The sequence below is a fragment of the Thermocoleostomius sinensis A174 genome (assembly GCF_026802175.1).
GTDB classification, from domain to species: domain Bacteria; phylum Cyanobacteriota; class Cyanobacteriia; order Elainellales; family Elainellaceae; genus Thermocoleostomius; species Thermocoleostomius sinensis.
This window is the reverse complement of the sequence record NZ_CP113797.1, coordinates 4,577,712-4,592,929: the sequence shown is the minus strand read 5'-3', so window position 1 is coordinate 4,592,929 and position 15,218 is coordinate 4,577,712. Positions and strand designations below refer to the sequence as shown.

Here is a 15,218-nt window from a genome sequence, read left to right as displayed (position 1 = left end):
TCGAAAGTTTCGCGAATTTGCTTGTACTCATTGCAGTAGATTTGCGATCGGTCTCCGTCCGTTGCTTAACAAGGACTTGTGAAAGGACACGTTGTGCAGCATGGCATTACCCTTCTTCTAGGAAATTTACGAGATTTTTTTGAATTGCAGGTACTAGCAGAGGAGAGGAGAATACCATAGACTAGTGCCACTATTTAAAACCCGGGGTTCTAATTGGAACTTGGGGTCAACCATCTGATGATTGGTCAGCTTCTCGATCGGCGATACTTAATTACCCATAGCTTGAGTTCTGGTGGCTTTGGGGAAACCTATCTGGCCCAGGATACTCGCATTCCTGGACAGCCTGCTTGTGTTGTCAAACAGCTTAAATCTGCCAGCACAAACCCTGCTCATGTAGAAAAAGCACGGCAATTGTTTAACCGTGAAGCCGAAGCGCTAGCAAAGTTGGGCGATCATGATCAGATCCCCCGATTATTGGCCTACTTCACCGAAGGCGATGAATTTTATCTAGTACAAGAATTTGTGGAGGGACATACTCTCGAGGCAGAGTTAGGACAGCTTTGGACGGAAGAGCCAGTGATTCAACTGTTGGAAGAAGTGCTGACGGTGTTGTCATTTGTCCATGCACAGGGGGTGATTCATCGAGATATCAAACCCGCCAATATCATTCGCCGCAAACGTGACGGTAAGCTAATTTTGATTGATTTTGGTGCCATTAAACAAGTCCGTATTCAACCTGACGGTTCTGGCGAATTTAGCGCTGTGGCTCCGGGAACTCGCATTGGCACAATCGGGTATATGCCCATGGAACAGGCACGTGGTAAACCCAGACCTAGTAGTGATCTCTATGCTTTGGGCATGATTGCAATTCAAGCGTTGACTGGGTTACATCCGACTCGGTTTGAGGATGACAGTGTGACTGGAGAAGCCCGTTGGCAGCATTTAGTGCCAATTTCGCCAGGATTAATTCACATTTTGACGCACCTAACGCGATATAACGCTCGCCAGCGCTACCAAACTGCCACGGAAGCTTTGCAAGCGGTTCAACAGTTGGCCCACGGGTTTGATCCAACCCCAGTGGCTGGGCCGATCGCTCCGCCAGAATTGCTGCATGAACTAACCTTGGAATGGTACGATGCGGGTTTACCCCACAGCCGCCTGATTCATCCACGTCAACCATCTCGACAGCCAGGTAGTATTCGCATTGGGCGTGACCCGGCTCGCTGCGATATTGTCCTATCCGACATTACGGTGTCAGGGCTACATGTTGAGATATTTTTTAACGCAGACGATCAACATTTCTATGTGCGCAACTTACGGGACACCAACCCGCCGCTGGTGGATGGCCGATCGTTACCCCACGGGGAGCGTGTCCTAAATCAAGGTAGTGTGTTACAGCTTGGGCACGTAGAATTGCGGGTAACCGATATTGGTGTAAAGCAATATCCCAGCAACTATGCGCGGAGTTTAGGACAACCTACCCCACCCCCTGATGAGTCGCCTACTCGAAAAGCAGCGATTGGATCGCTCAACCCGGTTAACCTCCCCCCTGTTCCCAACCCACCGCCCCCTGTTCTGCCACCCTATCGACAAGAACCAGTCGTACCGTCTTATGGAGTTCCTAATCTGCCCCAAAATATTGCTCAGACTCCACCTGCTTATTCAAACAACGCTAACTCCGATCCGCTGGTTGCAGCAGTGGAACAACCTGTCCGGCGATCGTCCCCTGGCAACGCCAAACTGTTGCAACAGGTGTGGCTTCCTTGGGCGATGGGGACTGCTCTTGCAACTGCCATTGGCGCAGGGCTGTATGTACCCACTCAGGGTTTGAGCAACTTGATTGCAGGGACTGCTATCGGTGGCTGCACCGGAGTTGTGCAGTGGGTCGTGCTGCGCCGCTGGGTGAGTGCTATTGGCGGTTGGATTCTAGCGACGATGCTCGCCACTGCCCTCAGTTTTGCCATCGCCGCTTCATTTCCGATCGCTTTTGTAGCGATGGGGATTTTACCTGGCATTGCTCAATGGTTGATGCTGCGACTTAAACTACCGCGAGCAGGCTGGTGGATTCTAGCCAAAGCTTTATCCGATTTCATTGGTTGGGCGATCGGGCTGCGTTTGGCTCCGAATACGTTTTGGCTGATTGGTGGCATTGCCGGACTAGTCAGTGGTCTCGTGACAGGTGGGGTGATGGTGTGGTTAATTCGACGATCGGGTGATTCTGAAACAAGTACTTAACCTGCTTGGGGCACACCAGGCAGATGAACAAAGCAGTAAATGTTCAGTCAGTGCGTTCAGTCAGTGCTTCCAACCTATCCAGTTTCACCATCGATTTTCGTAATCTTTAGGTTATAGCGCATTTGCGAAGACACCCCTGCCGCTTGTTTCAGAGTGCCCGACACGGGAGCAGTTTGATGAGACGTTGGACATGCTACCAGTGCAATGTGAGCATCCGCTGTTGCCAGTCCTTGAGTTGGATCATAGCCACGCCAACCCGCTCCCGGTAAGTACACTTCTGTCCAAGCGTGCAAATGGCGATCGTCACTCTCTACATCGCCTTCTTGATAACCGCTGACGAAGCGAGCCGCCAACCCCACAGCACGACAAACCTCTGTAAACAGCACGGCATAATCACGACAGGAACCCGATTTCTGCCGCCAGGTGATCCCTGCTGGCAAAGCATCGCCATTGTCGCGCAACCGATATCCGCATTGGGTGTAAATTCGATCGGCTAATTCCGACAAAAACGACACCACGTTGCCCGATGTAGCTTCCCATACTTCTTGCGCCAGTTGCACGGCGGCCGAATCACCCCCCCCTGACAATCTGGAAAACTGACCCGTCAGATAGGGGTGTAAGCGATCGAGCAACGACACCGGATAATCGATGGGCAACCGCACCGCCCATGGTTCTAGCAGATAATCAAACGGATTGGTGCGCCGGGTTTCTACCTGGGACATTGCTTCGATTGTCAAACTCGTGATTGGCTCATCGGGAAACCAGACCCGTGTCACCGCATTACCATCCAGATCTAGATTGTCTACCGAGCGTTTCGGCTCTGGCTCAATCGTCAGTGAAAACTGGTGCAACCTTTGCGTCACATCGCAGCGCGGCTGCATCCGAATTGAATGTGGGGCTAACAGCACCGGGCGATCGTAGGTATAGATAATGCGGTGGGTGATTTGATAGTGCACGAAAGTGGGGGTGGAATAGGGAATGGGGAATAGAGAATGGGGAGTAGGCAGGAAGGCTCAGGGCTAAAGTATCAATCTCAACTTCTTATTTTTCATCTGTCATCCTTTCTTTTCATCCTTTATCTTGACTAAGAAGCTGTTTGCAAGGCAAAGAAGGTTTCAAAGATTTTATTGCCAACTAGATTAAGCTGACTTTGAATTTGGTCTAAGAATTCGTGTAACCCAGATTGGATAATTTCTTCGATCGTGATGAAATCCAGTTCAGAACGCAATTTACCTAGGGTCCGTTCAGCGGGATTGGTCCACAACCCAGCAGTAGTTCCGGTAATTTGATGTAGCGAGGCTTCAGCTTGTAGGAGACAGAATTGGATCGATCGCGGAAATTCGCGATCGAGAATCAGAAATGCGGCGACGGTTTGTGGACTGATGCGATGCTGGCATTTACGATACATCTCGTAGGCACTGGCGGATTTGAGTAAGGCAATCCACTGTAATTCGTCGAGCGCAGTGCCCACGTCCTGCACCGACGGCAGCAGAATAAAATACTTCACATCCAGGATACGTGTGGTTTTGTCGGCTCGTTCAATTAGCCGCCCCAGTTGCCCAAAGTGCCAGGCTTCATTGTGGGACATCGTGGCATCCATGACACCTGCAAACAGATGACTAGAGAGTTTTACCTGAGCAAAAAAGTCGGGCAGGTTGGAAAAGTGCTGAGTGCTGACTACATCTTTGACCTGATGATAAAACGTGTTAACCTGCTCCCACATTTCAGACGAGATGATTTCTCGTACCGATCGAGCATTCTCACGGGCAGCGGTGAGGCAGGAAAGAATGGAATTGGGATACTCTTTATCAAAGGTGAGAAATTGAATCACGTTATCGATTGTCGGTTCACCGTAGCGTTCTTTGAACAGCGGCAGATCGCCCGTAGTACGAATCAGGGGTTCCCACTGTTGCTGTATGCCCGGTGGAGAGTCTAGCAGTAGGTTCAAGTTAACATCTACAAACCGAGCAATATTTTCGGCTCGTTCAATATAGCGATTTAGCCAGTAGATGGAATCTGCAACGCGACTTAGCATGGTTGGAGGTTGGGATATAGGGAGTTGGGGGTCGGGAGTCGGGAATCGAGGGAGACCAAGGGAGTGATTGTCAAACGGATGGCTGTCACCAATTACCAATTACCATCGACAAACAAATTTACCTAAATTCAACTCAGTTCAAGATTGCGTTTGTGATTGAGTCTGTCCATGCTGCGACTGAATTTGGCTTTGCCCTTGCAGTAGGGTCTGCATCTGTATCAAGTTTTGCGCCACAACCCAGGTATCTTTGCTGCCACCGCCTTGCGAGGAGTTGACCACGAGGGAGCCTTTGCGCATGGCTACGCGGGTCAGTCCACCGGGATTGATGTAGATATCGTCTTTGCCGTAGAGAATATAGGGACGCAAATCAACGTGGCACGGTTCTAATCGATCGCCCAGCAGGGTAGGAACTCGCGATAGTTTCAAGGTGGGTTGGGCGATATAGTTGCGTGGGTTGGCTGTGATGCGATCGGCAAAGTCGGCGCGTTGGTCAGGAGTGGCGTGCGGCCCAACTAACATGCCATAGCCGCCGGATTCGCTGGCGGATTTCACCACGAGTTGATCCAGATGAGACAGCACATAGTCTTGTTGCTCAGGTTCCCAGCAGAGATAGGTCGGTACGTTGGGCAAGAGTTGCTCTTCGCCTAGATAATACTTGATCATCTGAGGCACATAAGCATAGATGACTTTATCGTCGGCAACACCCGTTCCCAAGGCATTGGCGATCGCCACCCGCCCAGCCCGGTACACCTCCATCAGTCCGGGAATGCCCAGCAACGAATCAGGGCGAAAGGCCAGCGGATCGATAAATTCGTCGTCAACGCGGCGATAGATGACATCAACCCGCTTCAAGCCTTTGGTGGTGCGCATTTGCAAATACCCATCGGCGATGACAAGATCGCGCCCTTCTACCAGTTCTACGCCCATCTGTTGGGCCAGGAAGGAATGCTCGAAGTAGGCGGAATTGTAGATACCGGGGGTCAACACCACCACAGTTGGGTCGGGCAAGCCGGAGGGAGCCAAATCCAGCAGGGTATCAAGCAATTTGCTGGCGTAGTCATCTACGGGCATGATCGCCATTTGATTAAACACGATCGGAAAGGTGCTTTTCATCACCCGGCGGTTTTCCAACACATAGGACACCCCCGACGGGCAGCGTAAATTGTCTTCTAGTACGTACCACTGTCCATCTCCATCGCGAACTAAATCAGTTCCGGTAATGTGACACCATATGCCTTGGGATGGCTTCAGCCCCATACACGGTTTTAAAAAACCAGAGGCAGACTGAATCAATTCTGCGGGAATCACACCATCTTGGATAATTTTTTGATCGCCGTAAATATCGGTCAGGAACAAATTCAAGGCGTGAATCCGCTGCTTCAGTCCCCGCTCTAACTGTTCCCATTCCTGGGCTGGCAGAATGCGGGGAATGATGTCAAAGGGAAGAATTCGCTCGGTTCCTTGGTCGTCGCTATAAACATTAAACGTGACACCCAGTTTGAACAGTGCTTGCTGGGCAGCCTTTTGTCGTTGCTGAAGTTCCTCGATCGACAGGGAGTTGATGCGATCGATCAGCAGGGCGGCCTCAGGGCGAGGTTTTCCTTGAGCAACGAAGAGTTCATCGTAAAATTCGCCGGGGTTGTACTGTTCAAATTGCACGCTTCAACCGGAATACGAGTACGACTGTCATAATACAGGCTAACCTGATTACTACCTAATCAATAGTCGCTGGTTGGCAAGCAGGCTGTAGCTCAAGATACAAACGACTAGACCGTTTCCTAGCGTTTGGCGTTCTGCTGTCTAAGATACTGCACCAATCCACGTAACCCCAATCGATAGCTCTCTAAGCCAAAGCCGCTGATTTGCCCGATCGCCACCGGGGCAATATAGGAATGGTGGCGGAACGACTCACGGCGATAGACATTGCTGAGGTGAACTTCCACGGTGGGCAAGTCCACGGCAGCAATGGCATCGCGAATCGCCACGCTGGTGTGGGTATAGGCTCCGGGATTAATTAAAATGCCTTGATGTGTACCAAGCGCTGCGTGGATGGCATCAACGAGTGCGCCTTCGTGGTTGGATTGATAGGTGACAAGCTGCACCTGGAGCGATCGAGCGTCACCTTCAAGGGACTGGTTGATGTCCGCTAGGGTTTCAATTCCATATACGCCGGGTTCACGCTTGCCCAACAGATTGAGATTGGGGCCATGTAACACGAGAATGCTGAGCAAAATAGATCCACTCTCAAACAACGCACTGAAACGAAGGATACCATTGACACTACAACTTTAGACACTACACCTGTTGTACGGGAGAAGCCCCTCAAAGGAGAGGCCTTGCCATCCTAGAAGAATTTCCTTTTATAACCTTTTATAACCGTGCCGCACTCAAAGCCGCTCCTAGCAGACCCACATTTTGATTCAGAATGACGTGTACAGGAATGCGCTCCATCAAGGGTCGCATCCTGCCTTTATCTGACATGGCTCTTAAAAAGCACCCAGATTTTAGTAGAGGCAGGTTTTTGGCAGCAATTCCGCCTGCAATATACAGCCCACCAAAGGGCAACAGTTTCAGCGCTAAATTTCCAGCTTCTGCTCCATACAAATCGGCAAAGAGTTCCATCGTTTCCTTGCAGAGTCGATCGCGTCCTTCAGCCGCCGCTGTCCCAATCACCGCCCCAGGATCAACCGTTTTCTCAGTTTTGCCAGCCTCTCGTTCCCAGGTGCGTACTACTTCTGCAATATCGGGCGACTCGCCGGTGACTTGTCGATCGCGCAGAAATTGATAGATAGCGACAATGCCCATCCCAGACACCACCCGTTCCACTGAGATTCGATTAATACTGAGCTTGTCTCGTAGATACTTCAGCAGTTGAAATTCCAGTTCGTTACGAGGCGCAAAGTCAGTATGTCCGCCCTCAGTCGGGTATACCCGATAGCGCCCGTCTTGATGAATCAAGAAACCTTGCCCTAGTCCTGTTCCTGCCCCAATAATGGCGATCGGAGCGTCAGCCTTGGGTTCACCCGCTTGCAGTGTATGTACATCTTCTGGCGCCAGCCCTTCAATGCCATATCCAACTGCTACAAAATCATTCATCAACCGCACTTGCTTCAAGCCTAAATCGTCGCGAATGCGATCGCCATCCAGTAACCACGATAGGTTTGTGAGCGTACAGGTATTATCCACAACCGGCCCTGCAATCGAAAAGCAAGCTTTGTGTGGCGCTGGGGTTTGACCGATCGCTTCAGCCGCAGACTCTAGGAACGACCGCACCATCGGCACTAAATCAGGAAATTCGGCGCTTACATAGCGAGATTCATAAAGTGGTTTCAATTGAATTTTGTCACCTGTCTCCTCGGCTTCAGCTAGTAGAAGGATTGTCTTCGTTCCGCCTGTATCTCCTGCCAATAGTTGTGTCATGTTATTTAGCGCACATCAATGAACAAGTTTGCTTTTTCCTAGTCTGAATTAAGCCATCGCTTCCGCCTAGCCTGTTTGGTTTTCTCAAACAATCTTGACAAAGATTGATAAAGTATTGATTAATTTTTGAGTGCAATTGTATCTATCTATAGGCATGTTAAAGGCAGATACTTTATGCAGCATTAGTTTATGCAGCATTGGACATTCCACCAGGCAGAAGGCAAGCGATTATGGCAATGGAATCAGAGCTTAATTCCTATTCCAAGCATTCTCATGCTAACAATTCCCGTCTTGATGACGTGTGGGCACCATCACGATCGACGCGATCGGTGTCAATAGCAGCCTTACAGCAAGGATTGGTGGTCTCTTGTCAAGCGCCCGTCGATTCTCCCCTGCATGACCCAGCCATGATTGCAGCGTTAGCCCTTACGGCTGTTAAACGAGGAGCAGTGGGCGTTCGGATTGATACCCCCATTCATGTACAAGCTGTGCGGCAACAGGTTGATGTTCCCATCATTGGGTTATGGAAGCAACAAATACCTGGCTTTGAAGTCTACATTACGCCCCAATTTCACCATGCTAAAGCCATCGCCGAAGCCGGAGCCGACATCATAGCCATCGATGCAACCTCAAGGCCGCGACCGGGTGAAGAAACTGTTGCTGGCTTAATTGCTCAAATTCACCAACAATTAGGCAAACCTGTTATGGCTGATGTGGATACTCTAGAGTCTGCGATCGCTGCCGTAGAAGCAGGGGCTGATTTGGTTGGTACAACCCTGTATGGCTATACGTCCCAAACACAACCGTATTCCCCCCCCGGATTTGATCTATTGCAGCAAATGGTGCAGACATTAACCGTTCCGGTCATCTGTGAAGGTGGTATTGCGTCTCCGGCTCTGGCCCAACGGGCGATCGAACTAGGAGCCTATGCCGTGGTGGTAGGTACAGCCATTACAGGCATTGATGCCCAAGTGCAAGCCTATTGTGCAGCGCTAGCCGCGATCGAGTAATTGATGGGATCAATCAGGTCAGACTTTTCAGACATTGCTGAATTCGTGACGTCAATTCCTTGCAATTCCTTCTAACCATACCCCCTATCTTCACGTTTCAACCTCTACTCACTTTGCCCAATTAACTACTCCAATTAGGTGGTTGACTGCTTTCTTTTTCAGACAGCTTAGCCATTCGTTGAATTTGAGGGAACTATAAGTAAATCTCAGTTCACGGTGGTAAGCGCTGTCTCTTCAATAATGTTTTCAAGTTCGTTCCCTTGCAGTTAGTTGTGGTACCAGCTAAATCGTCAAACGCCGATCGCTAATTAGGTAAATTCCTTAGTTGCCAACCATTTCAATCGATTCGATAGAGTGCATGGGGTTATGCTGTATCCCGTAATCAGAGTACTGTTGGTGGATGAGGATGAGGATGATTATGTTCTCATGCACAGTCTGCTTTCTGAGATTAAAGGGGAAACGTTTCAGCTTGATTGGGTTCTATCTTATGATCAAGCGCTGGCAGAAATTGCGCAACGTCACCATGATGTTTATTTAATTGATTACCGCTTGGGGCCATACAACGGACTTGATCTGTTGCGCGAAGCCATGCAGCAGTTTCATCACGTTCCACGCAATCAACCTCCAATGATTCTACTGACAGAGCAAGACGATCCTCCGGTTGATGTAGCCGCTATGCAAGCCGGAGCCGCCGATTATCTGATGAAAGGGGAAATCACAGCTTCGGTTCTAGAACGATCGATTCGATATGCCATTCAGCATTCCTATACGCTGAGTCAACTACGTCAAGCTTTACAAGACAAAGAGCAATTGGCATTGGCTGTTGCCAATATCAGTACAGGGGTGGTAATTACGGATGCCAAGCAACCGGATAATCCGGTGATGTTTATCAATGCTGCCTTCACCACCTTGACTGGATATACTAGCCGCGAAATTGTGGGACAAAATTGCCGCCTGCTTCAAGGCGTCGATAGTGAACCACGGGTGATTCAGCAAATTCGCGAAGCCGTTGCTCACGTTCGCCCGATCACCTGCGTCATTCTCAACTATCGCAAAGATGGCACGCCGTTTTGGAATGAACTGACCATTAATCCGGTCTTTGATGAGTACGGCAACTTAATCAGTTTCATTGGGTTACAGTTTGATATTTCCGATCGCATCCGTGCTGAAGCGGCCCTCCGTGATAGTGAAGAACGCTATGCCCTAGCTGTAAAAGGAGCTAATGATGGCATCTGGGACTGGAACTTAAAAACCAATGAAGTTTATTTCTCTTCTCGCTGGAAAGCAATGTTGGGCTATCAAGACCATGAAATTCAGAACAGCATTGAAGAGTGGATTGGTCGCATTCATCCTCAAGATTTGCAGTGGGTTAAACAACAACTCAGCGATCATCTCAGTGGGCTAACAACTCATTTTGAAACCGAATATCGTATTTTGCACCAAGACGGGCGATATCGTTGGATGCTGACGCGAGGAGCCGCTGTTCAAGATGCATTGGGAAAGCCGAGTCGAGTGGCCGGTTCGCAAACCGATGTCACAGCCTGGAAACAAGCCGAAGCCAAGTTAGTGCATGATGCGCTACACGATACGCTTACTGGATTACCTAACCGGGTACTATTAATTGAGCGCTTGCGTCATGCCATTCAACGTACTCAAGCTGGATCAGGACAGTTTGCAATTCTTTTTATCGATCTCGATCGCTTTAAAGTCATTAACGATAGTTTAGGTCATATGCTAGGCGATCAGTTGTTGATTGCCATTACCAAGCGGTTGTCTCAGTGCTTACGTTCGTCAGATACCTTGGCACGGTTAGGTGGAGATGAGTTTGTGATTCTGCTAGAAAAAATTAGCAGTCAATTAAGTGTCATTGCTTTTGCAGAAAAAATTCACAAAGAATTATCACTCTCGTTTAACTTAGAAGGTCACGAAGTCTTCACGGCTGCCAGTATTGGCATTGCCTATGGCAATCGGAGCTACACTCGTCCTGAAGAATTACTGCGAGATGCAGATACAGCAATGTATCGAGCCAAAGAAAAAGGGCGAGGGCGATCGGAAATCTTCAATATCAATATGCATACGCAGGCCGTGGCAATGTTGCAGCTAGAAACCGATTTGCGCCGAACAGTGGAACGGCAGGAACTGTTACTCCATTATCAGCCCATTGTGTCGTTAAGAAATCAACAGATTGTTGGATTTGAAGCCCTATTGCGTTGGCAGCATCCCAAACGTGGCATCGTTGCTCCTGGTGACTTTATCGCGATCGCCGAAGAAACTGGATTCATTGTTCCCATTGGGCATTGGGTATTACAAGCAGCTTGTCGTCAAATGCAGCAGTGGCGTCAACAGCACCCAGACCTGACTCTCACAATTAATGTCAATTTATCGAGCAAACAATTTACTCCTCAATTGATTGATGAAATCCATCAAATTTTGCAGGAAACGCAACTAGAAGCCCGCTATCTAAAACTTGAAATTACTGAAAGTGTATTGATGGAAAACGCCGAGGCAGCGATTACGACACTGACTCAATTACAAGATCTAGGTATTGGTTTAGCCATTGATGATTTTGGCACAGGCTATTCGTCGCTTAGTTATTTGCATCGCTTTCCCATCGACACCCTGAAGATTGATCGATCGTTTACCAGCAAGATTGATACCGATGGTGAACAACTGGCCATTGTTCGGACTATCATTACCTTGGCATGGAATTTAGGCATGGAAGTGATTGCAGAAGGAGTCGAAACCCAAAAACAGTTAGTCCAACTAAAGGCGCTTTACTGTGATCAGGCACAAGGCTATTTGTTCTGTAAACCTGTAGGGGTCGAAATGGCCACCCAGTTGATTGGTAAAGTGATAGACGATAAAGCCGATGGATGTCCCTCGTTAATACCGTAGTCAAGTCTACAGCCACCTTCGTGGAGTCTCTTTGGATACATTCCAAGTTGTGCAACGCTCTTCCTACTTCCTCTCCCCTACTTCCCATCCAACACCGCCAGAACCGCCTTCGGTAACAGCTTATCCTTGAACCAAATCACCTGAGCAGGGCAGTTCCTAACGTGCACACCCGCTTTTTCCAAATTCAAGCGTTCTGAAATCGCCAAAATTAAATTAGAGCATCCTGACTGCCGCACTTGTGAAAATTTCTTGCGCAAATATTCCGGTCGCCAGTAGCCCACAATTTCCAGCAAAAACGATCGACCATCAGGATGCACTACGCGGAAATCGGGAATCATGACACTGCCGGGAATGGGAATTAAATCGACTTCCCTTTCTAAGCGCCATTCAGTTTTTGTGGACTGCCAGCGATCGACAAAAGCAGATTCCAACAAGCTGTCGTAGGGTTTACCAGGGGGATAGTGCGTCACCAAATTGCACTGAGAATCCAAGGTGAAACGACCCGTTCTATTGGTTTTGCTATAGGAATCGCGTAGTTGTAAATCAGCCACAAGGCTCCATTTGGAAACGTGCAGTAAGGCTGGAATGAGCTTAGCAATGTCAAGCCCATAACGAGTACTGGGCTTGAATAAACTGGTAGGGCCATCGATCGAAATCGTGAAGCCATGATCGGCATCCCCTTCAATGTAGGTCATCAGTCCAAAGAGTTTTAGGTAGCGAAACAGTAGCTTATATTCACCCGGATCATTGCGGTGGGCATTGATGCAAATCTGACTAGCACGATAGAAAATTCCTTGTACCTGCGACAAATTATAGCGATGCAGCAAGGCTTCAGGATTGGGGGCATCGAACTGTGTCAAAATTTTGTTTTCGTCTAAATCAGCATACAGCCCGGTGCGAATTTGTTCAGAAAAAATCTCTTGCTGTAGTTCTTGGCTCAGTTGCGCGGCGATCGTTTTTAAGGTGTTTGGCGCCGTTTGCGGCAGAGGAGCGGCGCGGGCAGAGAGGGCAAACACCCGCTGTCTCAGCAATTGTGGTTCTAATGGGCTGACAATTTCAAATTTGCTGAAGGTTTCGCTACGCAATAGATGCGCCAGTCCACGTTTGATGCGATAGTCAGTGCTGGTTCCTTCCAGTTCTCGGAGCCGTTGCTCTAGTTCGCCCTGAGTTTTTCCGTGACACTGTTGAAATAAATGGATCAAGTCTGCGGCGATTGCCACGCTTTTTTGGGTAATTGGCAAATATTTAGGAACAATCTCTTCTCCATTCTGCCGATGAATCAACAGATCAGTTGGCAGCATTGCAATCCACGGGTTGTATTGCGTTAGTCATAACACCCCTATGATAGGCTGCACTGTACCTAAGCATCAAAATTTGGCCGATATCATCTTGCCAAATGGGAAAGGAAACTGGAGCTATGACAATTATGAAGAGGAAGAGGGCATTGAACACTAAAAAGGGTCTAGAACTCTAGACCCTGAACTGATGAGTTGACGAGTGCAGCAATTGCTACCTTCACTACCGTCCTATTTGTATCGCTTGTATCGATCGATCATCCAAGATACTCCATCAATGCTGCCTCAGCTATTTCACAATGCTTGATAGCTCTTTCGTTTCGCTAGCAAACACAGAGGGAGCCGTAAGGGGAAGAGTTAGGTGGAACGGTTGCTCGGCCACCAGAGGTAAGGAACTACGAGCCTCCGCCGTTACCGCCACCGTCTTCACATCATAGGTTTGAGTCGTTAACTTTGGATAGAGTCCAATCCCAATGATGGGAACCAGTAGGCAGAGCGCAATAAATGCCTCTCGCGGGTTGGCGTCGGTTAGTTCAAACTTGGCAGACTCTTCGGTGGTTTTGCCATAGAAGACCACTCGTAACATCGAGAGCAAATAAATGGGTGATAAAATCACACCAACCGCTGCTAGCAAAACAATCACCGCCTTGAAAGTGGTGCTGTAGGCGTCGCTAGTAGCGAAGCCCAGGAATACAGCCAACTCACCTACAAAGCCGCTCATTCCCGGCAGGGCCAAAGACGCCATTGCTCCAGCAGTGAACAGAGCAAACACCGTCGGCATTTGTTTAGCCATACCACCCATGCGATCCATCATCAGCGTATGCGTCCGTTCATAGGCCACACCCGACAGGAAGAACAGGCTAGAGGCGATTAACCCGTGGGAGACCATTTGCAGCACCGCGCCGCTCATACCCAAATCCGTGAACGATGCAATACCGATGAGGACAAACCCCATATGAGCGATCGACGAGTAAGCCAAGCGTCGCTTTAAGTTTGTTTGAGCAAATGCCGTCAACGAAGCGTAGATCACACCGACTGCTCCCAAAACTGCCAACGCTGGAGCGAAATAAACATGCGCGTTAGGCAACATCTCAATATTGAAGCGAATTAAGGCATAACCTGCCATCTTCAGCAATACACCTGCTAACACCATGGAGACAGAAGCAGGCGCTTCACTGTGAGCATCCGGTAGCCAAGTATGGAAGGGGAAAATGGGCAGCTTGACCCCAAAGGCAATGAGGAAGGCTGCATACATGGCCACTTCAAAGCCCAAGGAGTAGTGCTTCAGTCCTAATTCGTAGAGGCTGAACGTCACATTGTCGCCATAGAAGGCCATTGCCAATGCAGCAATTAAAATGAATACAGAGCCGATCGCCGTATACAGGATGAACTTAGTTGCAGCATATTGGCGGCGTTGACCTCCCCAAGTGGCAATCAGCAGATATACCGGGACAAGCTCCAGTTCCCACATAAAGAAGAACAAGAGTAAATCCTGCGCCACGAACACGCCAATCTGTGCACTGTAGAGGATCAGCATCAGCGAGTAGAACAAGCGCGGGCGGTAAGTTACTTTCCAAGAGGCAAAAACCGCCAGCGTTGTAACCAGCCCAGATAAAATCACAAGCGGCATCGACAACCCATCAACCGCCAATGACCAATTCAAGCCAATTTGAGGAACCCAAGCGAAATTTTCAACTAACTGAAAACTAGGATCGTTGAAATTGTAGTGTTGCCAGAAGGCATAGACGATCGCGGCAAATTCTATTAGCGAAGCTCCAAGTGCGTAGGAGCGAATGGTTTTGCCTTCTTTGTCCGGAAGAAAAGCGATTGGCAGCGCCGCCAGTAGTGGAAATACAATTAGAACAGTTAGCCAGGGAAATTGCGTACTCATCATGAGAGCCTACCCGTAGAGAACGAAGAACAAGGACTGAGGTTGTGTTGAGTTAACCAAGTCGAGTTAAGCCATCTGAAAACAACCTGTCGCTCAGCCTGCAACGAAGTGCACCGATATTTGGGGCGGGAGGCTCGATGCTGGGCAGTCTTGTGCTTGATTGAGACAAGATGCGAGCAACGCAAGTGGCAACTGAACCAGTTAATCCTGAGATGAATCATCCTAAGACTAAGAGGTTGTAACCCCCCAACTCTCCCATAGACGTTTGGCTTAACAGACCAAGCCATCTCCACATCAATTAGAAGATGTACCTGAAGGTGTACCCATAGAGAAGCAGTAGGAATATGTACCTATCTGCTTCTATAACTAGAATACCCCACTATGTTAAGTTAAGTTAACTGAAACCTGCAAATTCTTCTGTTTCTTTAAGAGGAATT

10 protein-coding genes are annotated in these 15,218 nt (G+C 48.9%); 3 read left to right on the top strand and 7 right to left on the bottom strand.

The window, feature by feature from the left end:
- Positions 1–237: 237 nt before the first annotated feature.
- Entirely contained in the window at positions 238–2,235 is a 1,998-nt protein-coding gene (locus tag OXH18_RS19810) for a protein kinase domain-containing protein (RefSeq protein WP_268609191.1), read from the top strand.
- Between the two features lie 74 nt (positions 2,236–2,309).
- Here the strand turns inward: OXH18_RS19810 and OXH18_RS19805 are convergent, their stop codons facing one another.
- The 5 genes from OXH18_RS19805 to OXH18_RS19785 form a co-directional block, all read right to left on the bottom strand.
- Entirely contained in the window at positions 2,310–3,191 is an 882-nt protein-coding gene (locus tag OXH18_RS19805) for a transglutaminase family protein (RefSeq protein ID WP_268609190.1), read from the bottom strand.
- Between the two features lie 128 nt (positions 3,192–3,319).
- Positions 3,320–4,270 (bottom strand): alpha-E domain-containing protein, encoded by a 951-nt coding sequence (locus tag OXH18_RS19800; protein ID WP_268609189.1) that lies wholly within the window; start codon positions 4,268–4,270, stop codon positions 3,320–3,322.
- 138 nt (positions 4,271–4,408) lie between these two features.
- The gene (locus tag OXH18_RS19795; RefSeq protein ID WP_268609188.1) at positions 4,409–5,929 is read right to left on the bottom strand and encodes a circularly permuted type 2 ATP-grasp protein; all 1,521 of its coding nucleotides are present in this window, start codon (positions 5,927–5,929) and stop codon (positions 4,409–4,411) included.
- Between the two features lie 119 nt (positions 5,930–6,048).
- Complete coding sequence (gene aroQ / locus OXH18_RS19790) at positions 6,049–6,501, bottom strand: type II 3-dehydroquinate dehydratase (RefSeq protein ID WP_268609187.1); 453 nt, start codon at positions 6,499–6,501, stop codon at positions 6,049–6,051.
- A 139-nt stretch (positions 6,502–6,640) separates the two neighbouring features.
- Positions 6,641–7,690, bottom strand: a complete 1,050-nt coding sequence (locus OXH18_RS19785) for a glucokinase (RefSeq protein ID WP_268609186.1) — start codon at positions 7,688–7,690, stop codon at positions 6,641–6,643.
- 197 nt (positions 7,691–7,887) lie between these two features.
- On the opposite strand from OXH18_RS19785, the gene OXH18_RS19780 reads away from it, so the two are divergent.
- Entirely contained in the window at positions 7,888–8,700 is an 813-nt protein-coding gene (locus tag OXH18_RS19780) for an N-acetylmannosamine-6-phosphate 2-epimerase (protein WP_268609185.1), read from the top strand.
- A 366-nt stretch (positions 8,701–9,066) separates the two neighbouring features.
- On the top strand, positions 9,067–11,595 hold the full coding sequence (locus OXH18_RS19775; protein ID WP_268609184.1) for an EAL domain-containing protein: 2,529 nt from the start codon (positions 9,067–9,069) through the stop codon (positions 11,593–11,595).
- A gap of 77 nt (positions 11,596–11,672) precedes the next feature.
- Here OXH18_RS19775 and OXH18_RS19770 read toward each other — a convergent pair whose 3' ends face one another.
- A complete protein-coding gene (locus OXH18_RS19770) occupies positions 11,673–12,896 on the bottom strand; it encodes a DUF790 family protein (RefSeq protein ID WP_268609183.1) in 1,224 nt (407 codons plus the stop codon).
- A 283-nt stretch (positions 12,897–13,179) separates the two neighbouring features.
- Positions 13,180–14,781, bottom strand: a complete 1,602-nt coding sequence (locus OXH18_RS19765) for an NAD(P)H-quinone oxidoreductase subunit 4 (RefSeq protein ID WP_268613220.1) — start codon at positions 14,779–14,781, stop codon at positions 13,180–13,182.
- Positions 14,782–15,218 lie beyond the last annotated feature (437 nt).

What these genes read in the sequence shown, in the direction of transcription:
- OXH18_RS19810 (WP_268609191.1), top strand. Translation starts at nt 238, where the DNA reads ATGATTGGTCAGCTTCTCGATCGGCGATACTTAATTACCCATAGCTTG.
- OXH18_RS19800 (WP_268609189.1), bottom strand. Translation starts at nt 4,270, where the DNA reads ATGCTAAGTCGCGTTGCAGATTCCATCTACTGGCTAAATCGCTATATT.
- OXH18_RS19785 (WP_268609186.1), bottom strand. Translation starts at nt 7,690, where the DNA reads ATGACACAACTATTGGCAGGAGATACAGGCGGAACGAAGACAATCCTT.
- OXH18_RS19775 (WP_268609184.1), top strand. Translation starts at nt 9,067, where the DNA reads ATGCTGTATCCCGTAATCAGAGTACTGTTGGTGGATGAGGATGAGGAT.
- OXH18_RS19770 (WP_268609183.1), bottom strand. Translation starts at nt 12,896, where the DNA reads ATGCTGCCAACTGATCTGTTGATTCATCGGCAGAATGGAGAAGAGATT.
- OXH18_RS19765 (WP_268613220.1), bottom strand. Translation starts at nt 14,781, where the DNA reads ATGAGTACGCAATTTCCCTGGCTAACTGTTCTAATTGTATTTCCACTA.